We start from the raw sequence: 17,561 nt of genomic DNA on the forward strand, positions 1-17,561 counted from the left end.
CCAGTTCTTCGGAACGTCGGGCGCGGGGGATTGGTGGGACTGACAGAAATTTTCGAAGTCCCCTTTTTTTGAGAAAGGGAACGCGCAATGCCGTCGCTTTTACTCAGCCCGGAACGCTACCGAATGCCAGCCGGTAGCCCCGTCAGGGATCGGCGGCACGCGTTGTTCTGTCTGCGTGTACCCGTCGCGGTCGGTCGCGCGGCACTCGATGCGGTGGTTTCCAGGTGAGACGTCCAGCTCGATGCGCCACATGCGCCATGTGTCGTTGTTCACTTCGCTGCTGAGGTCGGCGTCTTGCCACAGACCGCCGTCCACCCTGACCTCGACGCGTGCGATGCCGGTGGGCTGTGCCCAGGCGATGCCTGCAGCGATGAAGCGGCCCGCTGGTACCTCGGCGAACGAGCGGGGCCGGTCGATCCGCGACATCGTTTTCACGGGCGCGCGCGCAGCCCAGTTACGCCGCACCCAGTAGGGAGTGAAGGCGTCGAATGTTGTCAGTTCCATGTCGACGAGCCATTTGGTCGCGGACACATAGCCGTAGAGCCCAGGCACCACCATCCGTACCGGGAAGCCATGCGCGACGGGCAAAGGGTCACCATTCATGCCGATCGCGAGCATTGCGTTGCTGCCTTCGGCCATCACGGCATCGACCGGAGTGCCGCACGTCCATCCGTCCGAACTTGTTGTGGCGATCTGGTTGGACGCGGGATTAACACCCGCTTCGTTCAGTACGTCTGGCAGTGATACGCCGATGAAATTCGCGTTCGAGATATAGGGTCCTCCCACCTCATTTGACACACAGACGAGGGTGATCGTGCGTTCGTACAGCGGCAGCTCGAGAAGATCGTCGAAGGTGAGGAAAAGCTCCCGGTCGACCATCCCGTGAATCCGAAGCTGCCACGCATCGGCGCGCAAGCGCGGCGGGGTCAGCGCGGTGTCGACGCGATAGAAATCTCGGTTAGGCGTGATAAAGGAAGGCGTGCCGTCGGCCGCGAAGTCGGCTCCTGCGGGAATGGGAGGAGCGGGCACATTCGGTGTGATGGAGAGCGCCCGCAATGCGTCCCGCGACTGTTCCGCTCCGGTGCGCTGCGACAGCAGGCTGCCACCTAGCGCGGCGGCGCCGGCGCCCACTGCCACCGCGGTTGACGACACCAGAAATGAGCGCCGACCAAGATCAGGCACGTGCCATGTCACTTGCTTTGGCATTTCGCTAGCGGCGTTCTCAGATGCTGCTCTACGAGCGGCGCGGCGCAGCCAAAGCAGGGCGAGAATACCCGCGACTGGGGCTGTCACGGCTGCGGCGAGCCAGCCGACGGCGAAAGTCGGACGCGAAGCAGCAGCGACGGTGCCGACCAGCCCCAGAGCCAGGATAAGCGTGACGCTGAGGGCCGCTGAAGACCGCGACAGCGAACCAGACACGATCGCGAGCAGCAGCAGCGTCACGCCAATAGAACCAAGCAGAACAGATTTGTTGTCCTCACCGAACTGCTGGATCGCGAACTCTTTCAGCGGAGCGGGTGTGATGTCGATGACGGCGCTGCCGACGACGAAAAGCGGTGACGAATCCGGCGCGACGATGCCCGCCACGAGGTGTCCAGCGCCGACTGCGGCCACCACGGCCACCACACACGCGACAGCGGAATGCAGCCTTGAGATCGGGGGTGTTCGGCCGCGTGCCCCAGTCGCGGTCTCTGTATCACTGCGGTTCATCACGCTAGGCCTCCTGCTTCGGCGCATCAATGGAGGATTCGGCGCAGGGAGGCGGGCGGATTGCCTTAACGGCACAGCACGGAGTCAAGCCCCGAAAAGCGCTGCGAGCGCCTCAGCGCTCTGCCTGGTACATGCATCGAGGATCAGGTAGGCGCCCAGGGCCGCCACAGCGATCATGACGATCCGCCAGACCAGAGGGTTCTTACTTTGCGGATCAGCCATAGTGCCTCGTCCGTCTCGACGTACGTGCGTGTCAAACAGTTTAAGCGTAACGCGCTGACCACGAATTTCGTGCCGCGCTGTCCGAACCGATCGCGTCGATCGCGGTCGCGCCATCTGGGGTCAACATAGCTGGGACGCGTTCCCCAACGCTTCCGGGACGCACCGGGTGCACGAGTCCAGCCCGCACCAGTGCATAAGCTGTGGACTGGTCACACAGCGGTAGTCCGTCGATGAACAGTTCCGGTTCACGGCTGAGCGTGAGATGCACTCGCCCGTTGCGCGTCGCACGCAAGACGCTGAGTTCGCGGCGGTTCAGTACCGACGGGGCGGCTGTGTTGTGTTCCGACATGGTGATCACCGGCTTGGGGATGAGTTTGCTGTCTGGGCCGTACAAGAAGTGACGGTAGCCGCCGCGTCCCAGAGCCGAAATCCTGTGAACGCGGCCGCTATCCATAAAGCGCGCTGCACGCCGGGAACCCCGCCTACCCGACTGGCATCACCATGATCGGGTCCGTAGTGCCCTGCGGCGATCCGCCTGCCGGCTCCACGGTGATGGCTAGCTGCGTGTCAGCACCGATCCCTCGTGCGAGCACTGCGCCTTCCGTTTCGACAACACCAGGCGAATGGGTCCCGTCCGGACCGATGACCCACAGCTGGTAGTCGCTGTCTTCCGGCAGCGGAGGCAAGTCATGCGTCACGAACAACGCAGAATTGTGACTGTGCGCGACGACTGCTGACGCGGTACCTCCACCCTCCATTGTGGTTGTCATCAGCTGCGCATCCCCGGCGGTAACGAGGTCTGCGAACTCCTGGTAGCGCTGCGCGATGAGTTCGCGTGCTTCTCTTTCCTCGCCGAGCTGCTGATTCACTTGGCCGAGTTGGATACCGAGGGCGATCGCGATGAGGAGACTAGCCGCGGCTGCCACGGCCGAAGCAACAGGAAGCCACTGTGGCTTTCGCCGTTCGGGTGCCACCTCTGGCGGTCGTTGCCGGGTTTGTGAAACCTCGTGCAGCACGCGTTCGCGCAAGTGACTGGGCGGCTCCGCAGCCGCCGCGGCGCCGATTCGCGCGGCCGCACCGCGCAATTCAGCAACTTCGTTTGCGCAGGTAGGGCAACGCTTCAGGTGTGCCTCGAAACGTTCGCGCTCGATCGGGGGGAGCGCATCAAGCGCGTACGCTCCGGTCAGAGAGTGAAAATCAATCCTCACCGCGATACCCCCAGACAATCACGCAGCCGGATGAGCCCATCCCGCATCCGGGTCTTGATGGTGCCCAACGGTACTTTCAGTAAGGCCGCCACCTCCGGGTACGTATACCCCTGATAGAAAGCAAGCATCACCGACTCTCGCTGCAGTTCGGTCAGCGAGCCGAGACATCGCTGTACCTGATGCTGTTCCATCTTCGCGTCGACCTTTTCGCTGACTTCGTCAAAGCTCCGTGGCTCAGACATGAATGCCGCTTTGCGCTCACGGTCCGTGGACGCCTGTGCCGAACGCACTCGATCTACCGCGCGCCGATGCGCGAGAGTCAGCACCCAGGTCATCGCGCTGCCGCGCGCGGGATCGAAGCGCGGCGCGGTTCGCCACAGTTCGACGAAGACATCCTGCGCCACTTCCTCCGACTGAGCGTGATCTCGCACAATGCGCCGCACAAGGCCGAACACTGACGGTGCCACCTCGTCGTAAAGCTGCGCGAAAGCGTCCTCATCGCCGAGGCCAGCGCGGGCGAGGAGGACCTCGGGCGGCTCAGGCGCGTCGTCCGCCCCGACTGGAACGACGGCCCGAACACGTTCATGCTCCGGCATTTCGGATCCTTCCTGATCCCTCTCAGCATGTGCGACATCCGCACGCGGCGCACTGTATTGGCGAAACCGGTGTATGCCAGGTCGCACCTCACCACCGCTTGCGACTTCTACATGCCTATTCGAAGCCAGGCGCACACAGGATTGGTCGCTGTCGGGTGACCTCGGACACGCTGCGAAAGACTCAATCAGCCTCGGACGTGCCGCGTGAGCGGCGCAGCGCAACTCCTTCGTCACGCTCTTCTTCACGTTGCTGGGCGCGTTTGTCGAAACCCCTGGTGTCTCTGGCTTCGAGCTGAATGTTGTCTTCGGCAGGCAGCCCTTTTTGCAGCTGCCTCGCGCGCACGATTTCGCTGTCCAGTTCGGCACCGAAAAGGAGCGCCATGTTCGTGATCCACAACCACATGAGGAAAACGATCACCCCTGCCAGCGATCCGTACGTTTGATTGAAGTTGCCGAAGTTCGTGACGAAGATTCCGAAACCGACCGACCCCAACACCCATATGGTGATCGCTACGACCGCACCTGCGCTCAGCCAGCGGAAGTGGTGGCGCCGCACGTTCGGTGTCGCCCAGTAGAGAACACCCACGAGAATAATGACGAGAAATAGAATCAGCGGAAAGCGAGCAAGGTTCCACACTTGCAAAGCCCTGTCGCCGAGACCGACTATGTCGCCCACGGCGCGCAGGATTGGCCCGCTCACCACGAGCATCGCACAAACCAGGGCAACTGATATGAGGACGATCACCGTGATTCCGACCATGAATGGGCGGACTTTCCAGAAAGGCCGCCCTTCTTCGATCTCGTAGATGCGGTTCATCGCACGGCCGAAGCCGTTTACATAAATTGACGCGGTCCACAGCGCACCCACCAAACCGACTGCCAGCGCGAATCCGGCTGCTGGCGCTGTAACGATCTGCTCGACCGGCCCCTCCATGGCCTCCACGACGACGTCAGGCGCTGCGCCGGCGAGGTAGTCGAGTGCGGAATCTACGGTGCGCTGCCCCTCGCCGAGGACGCCCACCAGCGAGACGAGTGCGAGCAGTGCGGGAAACAGGGAGAGGACAGCGTAGAACGTCAAACCCGCCGCGAGATCCATACAGTCATCGCGCAGGAACTGGCGCACTGTCTTTTTTGCCACGAAGCGAAACGATGCAACCGTCAGCTTCACCCTCATGCACTCCTTATGTAATTTGTCGATAACGCATTCCGCGGCGTTAATCGTTATGCCACAGTATGTTGTGCGGGCTACGGCGATGCCACCGCTGCGACAGCGGACGAAGTTAATACGCAACTTCTTCGGCAGCTCTGCTGCCGAAGCGTTCCTCGTCGCCGCAATCGCTACGATCCTGCTGACGCGCCTCTACCTCGCAATTACTGACTACCCGCAGGTGGGAGGTGAAACCCTGCACATCGCGCACGCGGTGCACGGCGGCCTGGCGATGGTGTTGGCCTTGCTGATCGGCTGGTTGTTTCTCGGCTTTGCAGTCCGCGTGACCGCGGTAGTGCTTGGGGGCGTCGGGTTCGGACTGTTCCTCGACGAAATCGGCAAGTTTGTCACAGTCGACAACGACTATTTCTACGGCCCCTCCGCCGAAATCATGTACGTCACGGTCTTGCTGCTCCTCGTCGCGAATCGGGTAATCCGCCAGTTCCGCGCTCCCACGGCGGACGAGAATCTCGCCAACGCCGCTGCGATCGCCGCCGACGGCGTCGTGCATGGACTGCCACCGGGGCGCCGTGCGGCCGCATTCCGTTTGATCGAGCAGGCTGAGCAGCTGGGGGCTGACCCGACCGCGGTGCGTGCGGTGCGGATGCTTCTCGCCAGCGCGGATCAGCGTGACGATCGGCTGCATGCAGTGCGAGAGCTAGCGCCACGGCTCGTGCCGGGTTTTCTGAGACACCCAGTACTGGTGCCGGTACTCGGATGGCTTCTGGTGCTCGCTGCATCCAGCGGACTGGTTCTTGGCGTTGTTCAGTTGCTGGCAGGGGGTCTCGATCTCGACGACCGCGCTCGCGCCATCCAAGTGGGCGAAATGGGAATTGCGAGCGGAATCCTGTTCGTCAGCGCCGTGATTACACTTGCCCTCGCGCTGCCTGCCATGCTTTGGCTGCACCGGGCCGACACGCTGTGGCCGTTGCGGACATTGCGGTTGGCCGCCCTGATCTTCACAGCACTCAACGCGCTCTCCGAATTCGCGACGGACGGGTTCGGTGCCGTTACCAATGTCGCAATCGGTCTTTTCGTGATGGCTGTCATTTCTTATCGGATAAACGTCCGTACCGGCGAGCCAACTGGCGCCGATCGTGAAGTTCTCGGCTGAATAGGGTATTTCAGACACCCGCTATCCTTCTGCGAGTAAGATCACATTCGTTCACAAACCGCCGCCTCGGAGAATCTGACGATGGATGGAGGGCGCGCACATGAATGGACGAACCCCCTTACGTTTGGCTGCAGCCGCAAGCTGCGCCCTTGCTCTCGCGCTTGCCGGGTGTGCGACGGTCGAGGAAGGTGAGCCTGCGCCTGAGCCGGGTGTCACCGACGAGCAAACCGCTGCGCAACCAAGCCCGGAGACACCTGAAGCGCAGCAAACAACCCCGGCTACCGAGACGCCAGTCGGCCCCCCGCACGGCGAACGCTGCCTCACCGATGAGTTGAGTGTCGAGCTCGGCGGGGAGGAAGGCGCAGCCGGTTCGACGGTGTACACGATCGTCTTCACCAACACCGGTGACCGCACATGTGTGCTGCACGGATTCCCCGGCGTCTCCTACGTGACGGGCGAGGACGGCTCACAAATCGGCCAAGCCGCTGAACGGCGCGGGGATGCAGGGACAGCCGTCAACCTCACGCCTGGTGATGAGGCTTCATCAGAAGTAGAGGCCGTCGACGTCACGAACTATCCCGACGATGTGTGTGACCAGACGGACGTGGCAGGATTCAGAATCTATCCGCCCAATGACTTCGACTACCTCTTCATCGCGAACGAAACCACAGCGTGCGCGAACGCGACCGAGGATGCGCACCAACTTGACGTCACCGCCGTCGTCGCCGGTGCCGGTGAATAGCACGGAGGCACGAAATGAGTGGGAAATCAGTCACGACTCGAACCGGCGCTGCCACCATGTTGATCGCCGCGACAGCGCTGGCAGGTTGCGGCACAGCGCAACCGCCGACAACCCCTGAGTTAATGAGTTCATCGCAGTCAGTGGCAGGCTGCACCACCGCGGAACTCGACGTGAGCCTCGGTGAACCACAAGGCGCGGCTGGGTCAACGGTCTACGCCCTCATCTTCACCAACGTCAGTGGCGACACTTGCACGCTGCAAGGCTTTCCGGGAGTCTCCTACGTGACGGGGGCTGACGGTTCACAGATTGGACGCGCGGCGGAACGCAGCGGCGCTACTGGCGGTGCGGTATCTCTGAACCCCGACGGGCAAGCCTCTGCGCGTATTCGCGCGGTGGACGTCGAAAACTATCCTGCGGACGTATGCGACCCGATGCAGGTCGCGGGCTTCCGCATCTACCCGCCTAACGATTACGACTCCCTCTACGTTGCGAACAGTGCTACTGCCTGCGCCAACATCAATGCGGACGCGCACCAGCTCGATGTGACGACGGTAGTGCCGGGCGTACAGGAATAATGCCGCTCAGACCCGGCGCCGACCGGACAACAGCCGTAGACGGTTCCGGAAAGCCGGAGGCAGCTCTGCTCGTGCTCGTCTCCGTATACGCCTCGAGCAGCCGTGATGTGCGGCAATCTGGATAGGGCTGTTCCATCACCGCTTCCTGGTATGTGGGGGCGGTGCGCCTTTGGTTCTGATGACCGGAGTGCCGCAAGGATCGCCGCAGCCTCCGCAAACGCCACGGCCGAGGATTTCGAACACGCATGGAAAGTTGCCGAGAGTGACTCACCGGCCAACGAGGGCACGACCGAAGCAGGTAGCGGCCGCCTGTCTCGCGTTTTCCGGCGCTTCCAGCGCGACCGTACTCGCGCGCCGCCTTGGGTTACGTCTCTGGCACGGGCACGATCAACGGCTATCGAAAATAGCTTTGACCTGCATGAACAGATGTGCACCTCGCTGGGTGGTTCTCAAACCCACGCAAGCCGCTCGTGACGTTGATTCGCCGGGTTCTGCGGGGATCACGGCGCTCGGCGTCGCGTCCTGAACGTCAGCCTATCGCGGATGTGCGCGGCTCAGTGGCGAAAAATTCACCCCGGTCTCAAACCCGTTTGAGTGTCTCGAATCGGGCTGCGCTGGCCGAGGAGTACGCCAAGGGTGTGCCAGTTGATGAGCTGGTGCGGCGGTTCGGGATACATCGCACGACGGTGCACCGGCTCGCTTCTCAGGTGGGCGTCGCGATGCGCCGCCGCGGTCTGGATGAGCCCGGGCGCCGGGAGGCCGCGCGATTGTACGAGCAGGGCATGACGCTCGAAGAGGTCGCAGCTGAACTGGGGGTCGGCCATGAGACGGTGCGCTCTGCGGTCGTGGCCGGTGGGGGAACGATCCGCCCGCGCGGTCGCCGTCCCGCCAGGGTCTGACCCGCTGTGTAGCTCACCTCGCTGTCGGCAGGGGCGGTAGAGGCCGACGATGGCCTTCGCGTTGCTGGATCGGCCGCCATCGGGCGTTCGTGAGATTTCCGGCTGTACCGGCCCGGATTCGGTGGTTTCGTACGGTGTCCGTGCCCCATCCTCCGGTATATCGCGATGATCGCTGGCCTGCGCGGGGTTGGCTGGAGTGCTGCGCCGGTGGGTGTGGCTTTTGGGGTTCTGTCGACGCTCCGTGGCAACTTTCGCTTCCGGGTAATGCTGGCGGGGCTACGCTGACTGACGTTCCGTTAGCCGATCGCTCACCGGACGCTGTTCGGCATTGAGCGTGGGTCCGGTGCCAGACGGCGCCGGTTCCGTGCGGTCACAGGTAGCGGCAGACGGTCGTGGCGTCGCAGTTGGTGGGGTCGCTGGTGGCGGCACCGTCGCGAAGGTGCGCGACGGTGTGTCGCAGTGCCTGCAGGTCGGCGATCTGCTGGTCCAGGTCGCCCAGGCGGGCCTCGAGCAGGTCGTGCACGTGCTGGCAGGGCGCGACTCCGGCGTCGCGGATGTCGAGGACCTCGCGGATCTGGGCCAGGGTGAGCCCAGCGGTGCGGCCGCGGCGAACGAAATCCAGGCGCACCAGGGTATCAGGGGCGTAGTCGCGGTATCCGTTGGCGGTGCGCTCAGGCGGGGGCAGGAGTCCGGCCTCTTCGTAGAAGCGGAGCGTCTTGGTCGTGGTGCCGCTGGCCTCGGCCAGCTCACCGATGCGCACAGTGACCCCTTGCTCGGCTCTCTTCCATGTTCACCTTGACCTTCCCCTGCACTGGAACGTCCAGTGTGGTCACTGAAAACGCGTAACGCAAATGAGGGTGCGAGATGACTGAGGACTACGACATCGATCTGGCCGTGATCGGCTCAGGAGGCGCGGCCATGTCGGCCGCCATCGCGGCCAGCCAGGCCGGTAAGAGCGTCGTGCTGATCGAGCGGGGTGTCCTGGGCGGCACATGCGTGAACATCGGCTGCGTGCCGTCCAAGACGCTCCTGGCGGCCGCTGGAGCCCGGCACGCCGCGATCACCAACCCCTTCACCGGCGCCCCAACGGCAGCCGGGCGCGTGAACCTCGGCGATCTGGTGGCCCAGAAGGACGCCCTGATCGAGCGCCTGCGCGATGCGAAGTACGCCGACGTGGCCGCCGCCTACGGCTTCGAGGTCCGCCCGGGCCAGGCTACCTTCCTGGACAGGGACACCCTGGCCGTCGACGGCCAGTCGCTGCGGGCACGGGCCTATCTGGTCGCCACCGGCTCCGCCCCCGCCGTCCCGGACGTGACCGGCCTTGGCTCCGTGGACTGGCTGACGTCCACCACCGCGATGCAGCTCACTGAGCTGCCCGAGTCCCTGGCCGTCATCGGTGGCGGGTACGTCGGGATGGAGCAGGCCCAGCTGTTCGCTCACCTCGGCGCCCGGGTGTCGGTGGTGGGGCGTCTGGCGCCCCACGCCGAGCCGGAGCTGGCCCAGGGTCTTCGAGAGATTTTTGCCGACGACGGCATCACCGTGGTGGAAGAGCACGCGACGACGGTGGCTCGCGAGGCGGGCCCCGCAGGAGAGGTGGTGGTGACCACGGACTCGGGCGAGCAGGTGCGCGGCGCGCGGGTCCTGGTGGCCACCGGACGCCTGCCCCGTATCGACGGCCTGGACCTGGCTGCGGCCGGTGTGGACGTGGACGAGCGGGGCTTTATCGTGGTCGACGAGGCCCAGCGCACCTCCAATCCCCGCATCTACGCCGCGGGTGACGTCTCTGGGGCTCCCCAGTACGTCTACGTCGCCGCCGCTGGCGGTCGGGCCGCCGCGCTCAACGCCCTGACCGATGACGGAGTCCCGCAGGTAGCTCGGGTCGACTACGCCGGCTTGCCAGCGGTCGTCTTCACCCGGCCCCAGCTGGCCTCAGCGGGGCTGACCGAGGACGAGGCCCTCATCCGCGGGCACGCTTGCGACTGCCGCGTCCTGGACCTTTCCGACGTCCCCCGGGCGCTGGTCCAGCACGACACCCGCGGCGCGGTGAAGCTCGTCGCCGACGCCGAGAGCGGCGAGATCCTGGGCGTACACGCCCTGGCTGACGGCGCCGGAGAGATCATGCTGGCGGCCACCTACGCCATCAAAGCCGGCATGACCGTCGATGATCTGGCCGATACCTGGGCGCCATATCTGACCATGGCCGAAAGCCTGCGCATCGCGGCCGGCCTCTTCCGCAACCAGATGCCAACGTCCTGCTGCGCTTGACCCGCGGCCCCAACCCGAGGCTGGGGCCAGAGCGCGACGTCGCCTGGTGGTGCACGCGCTCCTGTGCCGCGCCGGGCACAACACAAGCACGACCCACCGCCCTAGATGCCTTGGACCTGTAAGCACTCCTTCAGACAGTGGGCTGCGGCATCTCCATAAGGGGAACCCGCCGGGCCGAAGCGTACCTGGGTTGGAAGAAGTGCGGTGGTGACGTCCCGCCAGGGGATCCTCTACCGGAACGTCGAGCCTGGGGACCTCTCTTGTTCGCTTTGGCTTCGTCAGAGACCAAACGCTCCGCCGCTGACGAGGATGAGGATGCCCAGGCCGATCAGGACGATGGGGAACAGGATGTGTTCCCAGCGTTCGAGGACTTCGGCGATCGGCGGGCGGGTGGCGACGAACTTGGCGAGTATGACTAGGACCGCGACGAGTGCGAGGAAGACGAGGCAGTAGGCGACCACTGCGATGGGTTCCACGTTGAGGAAGACGGGGACGTAGACGCCGATGTTGTCTCCGCCGTTGGCGAAGGTGACTCCTGCGACGGTCCACGCGCTGACCTTCTTGCCTGCGATCTTGGCGTCATCGTCGTCATCGTCTCCGCGTAAGGCTTGCCATGCCGCCCAGAGGCCGAGGGTCAGGGGGATGAGCCCGAAGTACGGGATAGCTGCTGAGGGCAGGAATGCTCCGGCTCCGATAGTCACCAGCACAGCGGCACCGAGGATGCCGGCGAACCCCAGGTACTGGCCGACCAGGATGCGCGTGGTCGTCCCGCGTTGGCACGCGCCGCGGGCGAAAAACAGGGAGAGCACGATGATGTCGTCGATGTTGGTCACGATGAACAGGCCGATTGCCTGCAGGACGGAAGCCAGGATCACGCGACCACCTCTGCTGCGTCGCATCTGGGCACCGAGCAGGCCGGTTCAATGCACGGGGCGTTCTCGTCCAACGCGAGGGTGACGTCGACCAGGGCAGTCAGCGCCCGCGTCAGGTGCGGATCGGCGATCTCATAGCGCGTCTTGCGGCCCTCGGGCTCGGCGATCACGATCCCGCAGTCGCGCAGGCACGCCAGATGGTTGGACACGTTAGAGCGTGTCAGATCCAGATCGCGGGCCAGCTCTGCCGGGTAGGCCGGTCGGTCGAGCAGCGTCAGGATGATGCGGGACCTGGTCGGGTCGGCCAGCGCGCGGCCCAGCCGGTTCATGACGTTCAGGCGAGAAGCAATGGTCAGCATGCACTGAACTATACAGCAGGGACTGAAGTGTCCCAGGCGCAGCCCGGAATCAAGTTACGTGTGCGAACCGAGCCGAACACCCTCCTGGCTGTGCCAGTTGGGGAACCCATGACGGGAACGGTGCAGGTCATCGGTCGCGCGTGTTCGGGTGTTCGCAAGATCCGCCCGAGAAGGTGCCCGGCGACGGGGCGTCATGCCGGACACGCCCGTCGTCCCGCCAACGATTCCACTACCAGGTTCGTGCGTTGGGGCGTGAAGGTCCGGGGCAGTCTGCGGTTCTTGCCACCGCGTTTGGAGCGTGCGGCACATGTTGGTCACTGCGCATATCAGACCATCCTCGCCAACTCGGACATGCCTCTTTCGGATGTGTCGTTGGCCTCTTGTGGGGCGGTTCGTCGCTGTCGTCGACGTGCGCCGGCTTCACCGAGGCGGGCTCGGAGGAGCCAGGCGATGCTGGCGGGTCCGAGCCAGAGCATCTTGAATCCGGACCACACTGTCAGCAGTACGAACAGGTGGAGCCAGCCCGGCGCGCCCTGTTCGATAACGCCGACGAGCCAGACGGCAGCGGCGAAGTACGGGACGGCCAGCAGCATCGCTACCGGTCCCCACTTCACGCCGCGTCTGGTGTGGATCGCGTCAGCGAGGATGTTGGTGGGCATGTAGCGGCGCAGGAAGTATCGGATTCTGAGGCTTCCCGCTAGCAGGAGGCGGAACATGATCGGCTCCTCTCAATCGCACGTTTCACCTGAGGAGGCAGTGCGTTGAGAAGGGTCCAAAGCCGGACTGACCGCGTACGGCCGAGTGGTGAGAAGAATCCTGCCTCGCCTCCACGATACGCCCGATCTCTGACATCTGAAAGTGCTCACAGCCGGGGACCGATCTGGTCGCGTCCGGCCGGTTGCGGCCCCGGCCCATCCTGCCGGGGCCGGGTGATGGCTTGGGCGCGTTGGAGGGCGGTGTCGGCACGGGCGTGGCCGATCTTCTGCGCCGTGGTGTCCGGTTCGGGGCCGAGGGGGTGGCTGCCGGTGATCTGGTAATGGTCGCGGTAGGCGGCCACGACTCTCGCTTCGCGCCGCCACGCCTGCGCTTCCTTCTCTCCCTCGGGCACGGCGCCGAGCCGGGTAGTCCAGGGCTCTTGGTCGGTGATGGCGGTGTCCAGGACGGCGGTGGCTCGTTGCTCGATGAGTTGGTGACATTCATCGAGGGCATGGCGCATGTCAGCGGTCATCGGGCCTCGCGCTGCGGGGACGAGCCCGGCGATCAGCCGCGGTGCCGTCCGGGTCCGGCCCGAGCCGGCGGGACGTGCTGTGGCGCGAGTGACGCGGTGGTGCAGGACGGAGGCGATGTCGTCTGCGTCATCGAACCCGCGGGCCGCGATCAGGCGCGGGAGCAAACGGTCCATATCGTGGTGGTTGGCCTCGGCGCGCCGCAGCTCGGCGGTGAGTGCTCCGAAGGCCTCCGAGTCCGCCGCGGCGTCGGCCTGGCTTTCGGTGAGACCGCAGGCACGGATCAAAGTCGCCCAGCGGTCACGTTGGGCTGCGGCAGCGATGGTTTCGTACTCGGCCGCGAGTTGGGCGATCGAGCCCCACTGCTCGTGTTCCGCGGTGATGGTCTCATAGGCGGACAGCTCCGCGCCGACGTGCTGGAGGACGCCGTAGAGCACGCTCCGGGCGGTGGCGTCGGGATTGTCGCCTGGATGCGGCTCGGCGTGGGCATCGTCCGCGCGGTCCAGGACCACATACGCCCGGTTGGAGTGCCTGCCGCGGGTCATGGCGACATAGAAGTTCTCCCGCGTGGTCGTCGGCCCCACCAACACATGCGCGGTATCGACCGTGACACCCTGAGCGCGATGTGCGGTGACCGCGTACCCAAGATCGACATGCTCGGCCACATACGACGTCGGCAGCACGATCGACCCGCCGAATCTGCGTCTGCTGGGACGGATCGTGACCGAGCCATCGTCGCGCACGTCTTTGATAGTCCAGGTGTCGCCGTTGCGGACCCAGTCCTTGCCGTTGCGAAGGCGCCGGTTGTTGCGGCGGGTGATGACCGTGTCCCCGACCCCGGCGGTGGTGCCGTCGGTCAGCTCGACCTCGCGGCCGGGTGCGAGGGTGCCGTCGAGGATCAGGTCCGCGCGGGCACGGGTGTTGAGGGTGTTCACGTCGTCGCGGGTCTCGGCGATCAGCACTGCCACCGACCCGGCGTCGCGGTCGGCGCGCCAGGCGGCGTAAGCGGCATCGGTCATCGCCTCGGCGTCGCCCTCGTGGATGCGGCCATGATCGAGGTAGGCGTCGATCACCTCGGTACGTCCATGCCGTAGCCCAAGGGATGCGGTCTTCTCCCAGGCGTTCGTGAAGCGGTGGACGTCGACCAACTGGGGAGCATCGTCCCGGTCGCTCACAAGGAGGTTGAATGCGCCACCGGCGTCCACGGACTGGAGCTGGGCGAAGTCACCCACCAGCAGCACCTTCGCGCCCGCCTGCTCCGCGAGGTGCGTGATCCGGTCCAGGGACAGGGTGCCTGCCAGGGATGCTTCGTCGATCATGACGAGCTGCCCCGCCTCGAACCTCGTCCCGTGCACGAGGTGGTTGGTCCACCATTTCGCGGTGTTCTCCGTCGCGATGCCAAGGTCATCAGCGAGGACCTGCGCTGCCACTGCGGAGGGGGCCAGCCCGACCACGGACCCGGAACCGTGTTCCTTCTCCCACATCCTCCGCAACGCCGACATAGCCGTGGTCTTGCCCGCACCTGCCGGGCCGACGAGCACGTCGAGCACCCGCCCGGAGACGGCGATCTTCATCAAAGCGTCGGCCTGGTCCTCGCCGAGCATTCGTCTCTCGGCATCGGCCTGGGAGGTGATCGTTTCCACAGTGCCGACTGGGACCGTGGGTGCGGTGATAGTGCGGGATCGGTCGAGCAGCCGGTCCTCGGCTGCGAGCAACAGCTCGGAGGAGAACACGGTGGAGTGCTTGGGCCGGAACACACTGGTGCCGTCCACGCGCCGGAGCGCTGCTGGGCTGGTAGTGAGGTCGGGTGGAGTGAGTCGCAGCGACGCGTTCTCGGCGGCGTCAGCGACCATGCCGACGATCGCCTCCCGGTCCTGCATGGAGGCGAACCGCCAGCCCATCGTCTGGCGGGACGCCTCGGCCATAAGGTTCCAACGGCGCCAAGTCGAGCGCTTCTCACCGACGACCTCGACCACCGCGATCCCGAGCTCGGCAACCACGCCGAGTGGGACGTCGTCGGCTCGCAGCAGTAAGGGCGTCTCGTTGTCGGTGACGGCGCGTGCCCATGTAGTGGCGTCCTGACCGATTACACCGGTGGCACGGGTGCGCCACTGCTCGGTGAGGTTCGCCAGCGACCGGACCTCCTTGTCGGGGCGCGTGGACAGGGTGGCTTGGGCGCGCAGCTTCATGATCGTCGCCGGTGACGGCCGCCGCCCGCGCTTGTCGACGTACTCGGCGATGAGGCGGTCGGTCTCGGTGTCGATGTGCCGGGCGCGGGTGGAGAACTCTTGGACCAGCTCTTCCGGCACACCGGTGATCGCCCACGCCGGGTTCCGGTCCCGGCCCATGTCACGGGCTTCCCATTCGACGCCGAAGGTGCGGGTCATGTGATCGGCGAACACCGCCTGGTGCAGCTCCGAGAGCGCGACGACGGCGGCGTGCATCGGCCGCCCATCCACGCTCCGCCACTTCCCATCCAAGGCAGTCTGTACCTTGTTGGAGATAACGACGTGGGTATGCAGGTGGGGGTCGCTGGCGCGGGAATCGAAGTGATCGAACGCCGTGGCTACCAGCCCGGTGACATCGACCTGTGCAACAGCTCCGTCGCCGGCGGTTGCGCCGGTGCGGGTGGCTGCAACCTCTCGCTCCATGAACGCAACCACCTCCGCAACCGCCCGATGATGCGCCTCACCGATCAACGCCTGCGTCCCGGCATCAGAGACCGCCCACAGTGCCGAAGCGGACTTCGGAATCGAGAAAGTGAAGTCGAACCCCGCAACCGCCCGCCGCGTCCCACACTCACTCTCCTCGGCCTCGATCTGCGCGACCGCCTCACCTTTCGCGCCAGGACTCAACGCCGGGTCGAGGCCAGCCACGCGGGCTTCGATCCGCTCTGCCGCGGACTTGTAGGCCGGGAACGCCAGACCGAGCGGGTCGCCGGTGAGCGGGTCGCGGCCCATACCCATCAAGAGCTGGAGCTGGGCCTCCGACACCCGATCACCCACGGCAAGTCGGCCCGTGCCGAGGGAGGCCACCCCCGACCCAAGCCACTGGCCTGGTGGTGTGCCCGCCTCGGCGTAGTAACGCGTGAGAGGGGTCGAAAGCGACCGATCACCATCGGCCGCAGCGACCGTGCGCAGCAGGTACTTGTAGCCGTCGCCAGCCGACATGACCCGCATCGAGACCGTCACCACTGCCTCCTTCGTGACAGTCAGGTGAGCGCCCGGCGACCAAGCCGAGCAGGCTCGGAGTCACTTGCTCTCGACAACCGACGTCAACCTTGGCTGACAGCGTCAACCTCGACCTGCAAGAGGCGTGGCAGCTCCGATGGCGGGCTGAGCGAGAGTCGGATGGGTGCTGGTCTGACGGCCGGGAGTGGGCGTGCCTGGTCGTGTCGTCAGCGAGGCATCGGCGGCAGTTGAGCGGTGTCGTGCACCTGGCAGGTGATCAGCCCGGCGATCGGCCCCGTGAGGGGTCCGGGTCCGGGGTCACCGAACTGCCGGAGCCCTCATGCACGACCGCTCTGTCCCACCTGAGGACCATCGTCTGCGGGTCGGGTCGCTGTTCTCCGGATACGGCGGCCTTGACCTGGCCGTCGAGCATGTCTTCGACGCCGAGACGATCTGGTTCTCCGAGATCAACGAACCCGTCGCCCGCATCTTCGCTCACCACTGGCCCGACGCGCCGAACCTGGGTGACGTCACCACCATCGACTGGAGCGACGTGCCGTCGGTGGACATCCTCTGCGGCGGCTTTCCATGTCAAGACGTCTCGACGGTGGGCAAGCAGACCGGCCTCGCGCCCGGCACCCGTTCGGGGCTCTGGTCGCACATGGCGGCCGCGATCGAGGCGTTGCAGCCGGAGTTCGTGGTGATCGAGAACGTCCGCGGTCTGCTCTCCACGCCGGCGGTCCGCAACCTCCCGGAAGGAGCAACCAATGCCCGAAGCAACCCCGCCACCGCAACCCCCGCCGCCGATGCGACCACAACCCTTCGCGAGATGGAACCCGACCCGTGGGGTGTGGGAGACGATGCAACCCGACTTCTCAGGGCGTTTGGCGCCGTGGCGGGAGACCTGGCCGACCTGCGGCGAGATGCGCGATGGATCGGCCTACCGGCATCATCCATCGGCGCACCGCATCAGCGCTTCCGTGTCTTCGTCTTCGCCGACCGCCCTGTTCCGGACCCCGCTGGCCTCGGACTCCTCCCGCGGCGGCGAGAGCCTGGAACAGGTCCGGGCTCGTCGGGGCACGATCGCGCTGAGCCATCAGATCATCGACCCCGCCCTGCACGGACCGCATGGCTCACCGAAGCAGAACAGCGAGTCGGAGACGCTGTGGTCCCTGATCGAGGACATCTTCACCGCTGGGGACGCTACGCCCCAGCTATCGCCCGATGGGAACACATCACCGGCCGACCCGCCCCCGCACCAGCGCTCTTGAACGAAGAGAAGGGGCCACGGCCCGCGCCGGAGTTCGTGGAATGGGTGATGGGCCTCGAACCATGAATCGCCCCGCGTCTGGTGGAGGGTCTGATTCCCCGAGAGGATGGGTGTCATGCCAGCACC

17 protein-coding genes are annotated in these 17,561 nt (G+C 65.4%); 6 read left to right on the plus strand and 11 right to left on the minus strand.

Translation table 11 applies throughout. The annotated features are described in order from the left end of the window. Positions 1 to 99: 99 nt before the first annotated feature. The 6 genes from ONR57_RS21030 to ONR57_RS21055 all read right to left on the minus strand — a co-directional run bounded on the left by ONR57_RS21030 (position 100) and on the right by ONR57_RS21055 (position 4,910). Positions 100 to 1,710, minus strand: coding sequence for a molybdopterin-dependent oxidoreductase (locus tag ONR57_RS21030; RefSeq protein ID WP_265125663.1), 1,611 nt, complete (start codon positions 1,708 to 1,710; stop codon positions 100 to 102). Between the two features lie 84 nt (positions 1,711 to 1,794). Beyond that, positions 1,795 to 1,932, minus strand: coding sequence for a hypothetical protein (locus ONR57_RS21035; RefSeq protein ID WP_265125664.1), 138 nt, complete (start codon positions 1,930 to 1,932; stop codon positions 1,795 to 1,797). A gap of 40 nt (positions 1,933 to 1,972) precedes the next feature. Further along, positions 1,973 to 2,326 (minus strand): hypothetical protein, encoded by a 354-nt coding sequence (locus tag ONR57_RS21040; protein ID WP_265125665.1) that lies wholly within the window; start codon positions 2,324 to 2,326, stop codon positions 1,973 to 1,975. Positions 2,327 to 2,414: 88 nt separating this feature from the next. Continuing rightward, on the minus strand, positions 2,415 to 3,140 hold the full coding sequence (locus ONR57_RS21045) for an anti-sigma factor (RefSeq protein ID WP_265125666.1): 726 nt from the start codon (positions 3,138 to 3,140) through the stop codon (positions 2,415 to 2,417). Beyond that, positions 3,137 to 3,736 carry a sigma-70 family RNA polymerase sigma factor gene (locus tag ONR57_RS21050; RefSeq protein WP_265125667.1) on the minus strand — a complete coding sequence of 200 codons (600 nt, stop codon included), beginning with the start codon at positions 3,734 to 3,736 and terminating at the stop codon, positions 3,137 to 3,139. Before ONR57_RS21050 ends, ONR57_RS21045 begins: the two co-directional genes overlap by 4 nt. 181 nt (positions 3,737 to 3,917) lie before the next feature. Continuing rightward, the gene (locus tag ONR57_RS21055; protein ID WP_265125668.1) at positions 3,918 to 4,910 is read right to left on the minus strand and encodes a YihY/virulence factor BrkB family protein; all 993 of its coding nucleotides are present in this window, start codon (positions 4,908 to 4,910) and stop codon (positions 3,918 to 3,920) included. Between the two features lie 79 nt (positions 4,911 to 4,989). Here ONR57_RS21055 and ONR57_RS21060 point away from each other — a divergent pair, with 79 nt between their 5' ends. The 4 genes from ONR57_RS21060 to ONR57_RS21075 all read left to right on the plus strand — a co-directional run bounded on the left by ONR57_RS21060 (position 4,990) and on the right by ONR57_RS21075 (position 8,273). Continuing rightward, a complete protein-coding gene (locus tag ONR57_RS21060) occupies positions 4,990 to 6,057 on the plus strand; it encodes a hypothetical protein (RefSeq protein ID WP_265125669.1) in 1,068 nt (355 codons plus the stop codon). Between the two features lie 100 nt (positions 6,058 to 6,157). After that, on the plus strand, positions 6,158 to 6,799 hold the full coding sequence (locus ONR57_RS21065) for a DUF4232 domain-containing protein (protein WP_265125670.1): 642 nt from the start codon (positions 6,158 to 6,160) through the stop codon (positions 6,797 to 6,799). A gap of 14 nt (positions 6,800 to 6,813) precedes the next feature. Further along, complete coding sequence (locus tag ONR57_RS21070) at positions 6,814 to 7,374, plus strand: DUF4232 domain-containing protein (protein WP_265125671.1); 561 nt, start codon at positions 6,814 to 6,816, stop codon at positions 7,372 to 7,374. 590 nt (positions 7,375 to 7,964) lie between these two features. Beyond that, complete coding sequence (locus ONR57_RS21075) at positions 7,965 to 8,273, plus strand: sigma factor-like helix-turn-helix DNA-binding protein (protein WP_022916702.1); 309 nt, start codon at positions 7,965 to 7,967, stop codon at positions 8,271 to 8,273. Between the two features lie 370 nt (positions 8,274 to 8,643). On the opposite strand, the gene ONR57_RS21080 is transcribed toward ONR57_RS21075, so the two are convergent. Next, complete coding sequence (locus ONR57_RS21080) at positions 8,644 to 9,033, minus strand: heavy metal-responsive transcriptional regulator (RefSeq protein ID WP_022916703.1); 390 nt, start codon at positions 9,031 to 9,033, stop codon at positions 8,644 to 8,646. 104 nt (positions 9,034 to 9,137) lie between these two features. Between ONR57_RS21080 and merA the strand changes: the two genes are divergently transcribed. Next, the gene (gene merA, locus ONR57_RS21085; protein WP_265125672.1) at positions 9,138 to 10,538 is read left to right on the plus strand and encodes a mercury(II) reductase; all 1,401 of its coding nucleotides are present in this window, start codon (positions 9,138 to 9,140) and stop codon (positions 10,536 to 10,538) included. Between the two features lie 278 nt (positions 10,539 to 10,816). On the opposite strand, the gene ONR57_RS21090 is transcribed toward merA, so the two are convergent. The 4 genes from ONR57_RS21090 to mobF all read right to left on the minus strand — a co-directional run bounded on the left by ONR57_RS21090 (position 10,817) and on the right by mobF (position 16,186). Continuing rightward, positions 10,817 to 11,413, minus strand: a complete 597-nt coding sequence (locus ONR57_RS21090) for a cadmium resistance transporter (RefSeq protein ID WP_265125673.1) — start codon at positions 11,411 to 11,413, stop codon at positions 10,817 to 10,819. After that, positions 11,410 to 11,769: a helix-turn-helix transcriptional regulator gene (locus tag ONR57_RS21095; RefSeq protein ID WP_022916706.1), complete on the minus strand. Its 360-nt coding sequence runs from the start codon at positions 11,767 to 11,769 to the stop codon at positions 11,410 to 11,412. The genes ONR57_RS21090 and ONR57_RS21095 overlap by 4 nt, the downstream gene beginning before the upstream one ends. Before the next feature lie 326 nt (positions 11,770 to 12,095). After that, a complete protein-coding gene (locus ONR57_RS21100) occupies positions 12,096 to 12,485 on the minus strand; it encodes a hypothetical protein (protein WP_022916707.1) in 390 nt (129 codons plus the stop codon). Between the two features lie 146 nt (positions 12,486 to 12,631). Further along, a complete protein-coding gene (gene mobF, locus ONR57_RS21105) occupies positions 12,632 to 16,186 on the minus strand; it encodes a MobF family relaxase (protein ID WP_265125674.1) in 3,555 nt (1,184 codons plus the stop codon). Positions 16,187 to 16,505: 319 nt separating this feature from the next. Here mobF and ONR57_RS21110 point away from each other — a divergent pair, with 319 nt between their 5' ends. Beyond that, the gene (locus tag ONR57_RS21110) at positions 16,506 to 17,501 is read left to right on the plus strand and encodes a DNA cytosine methyltransferase (RefSeq protein ID WP_265125675.1); all 996 of its coding nucleotides are present in this window, start codon (positions 16,506 to 16,508) and stop codon (positions 17,499 to 17,501) included. Positions 17,502 to 17,561 lie beyond the last annotated feature (60 nt).

This window comes from Hoyosella sp. YIM 151337 (assembly GCF_026041215.1).
Lineage (GTDB): Bacteria > Actinomycetota > Actinomycetes > Mycobacteriales > Mycobacteriaceae > Hoyosella.

Excerpts from the sequence above, each read along its gene's own strand:
- ONR57_RS21030 (WP_265125663.1), bottom strand. The coding sequence starts at position 1,710 with ATGAACCGCAGTGATACAGAGACCGCGACTGGGGCACGCGGCCGAACA.
- ONR57_RS21035 (WP_265125664.1), bottom strand. The coding sequence starts at position 1,932 with ATGGCTGATCCGCAAAGTAAGAACCCTCTGGTCTGGCGGATCGTCATG.
- ONR57_RS21050 (WP_265125667.1), bottom strand. The coding sequence starts at position 3,736 with ATGCCGGAGCATGAACGTGTTCGGGCCGTCGTTCCAGTCGGGGCGGAC.
- ONR57_RS21055 (WP_265125668.1), bottom strand. The coding sequence starts at position 4,910 with ATGAGGGTGAAGCTGACGGTTGCATCGTTTCGCTTCGTGGCAAAAAAG.
- ONR57_RS21060 (WP_265125669.1), top strand. The coding sequence starts at position 4,990 with ATGCCACCGCTGCGACAGCGGACGAAGTTAATACGCAACTTCTTCGGC.
- ONR57_RS21065 (WP_265125670.1), top strand. The coding sequence starts at position 6,158 with ATGAATGGACGAACCCCCTTACGTTTGGCTGCAGCCGCAAGCTGCGCC.
- ONR57_RS21070 (WP_265125671.1), top strand. The coding sequence starts at position 6,814 with ATGAGTGGGAAATCAGTCACGACTCGAACCGGCGCTGCCACCATGTTG.
- merA (WP_265125672.1), top strand. The coding sequence starts at position 9,138 with ATGACTGAGGACTACGACATCGATCTGGCCGTGATCGGCTCAGGAGGC.
- ONR57_RS21095 (WP_022916706.1), bottom strand. The coding sequence starts at position 11,769 with ATGCTGACCATTGCTTCTCGCCTGAACGTCATGAACCGGCTGGGCCGC.
- ONR57_RS21100 (WP_022916707.1), bottom strand. The coding sequence starts at position 12,485 with ATGTTCCGCCTCCTGCTAGCGGGAAGCCTCAGAATCCGATACTTCCTG.
- ONR57_RS21110 (WP_265125675.1), top strand. The coding sequence starts at position 16,506 with ATGCACGACCGCTCTGTCCCACCTGAGGACCATCGTCTGCGGGTCGGG.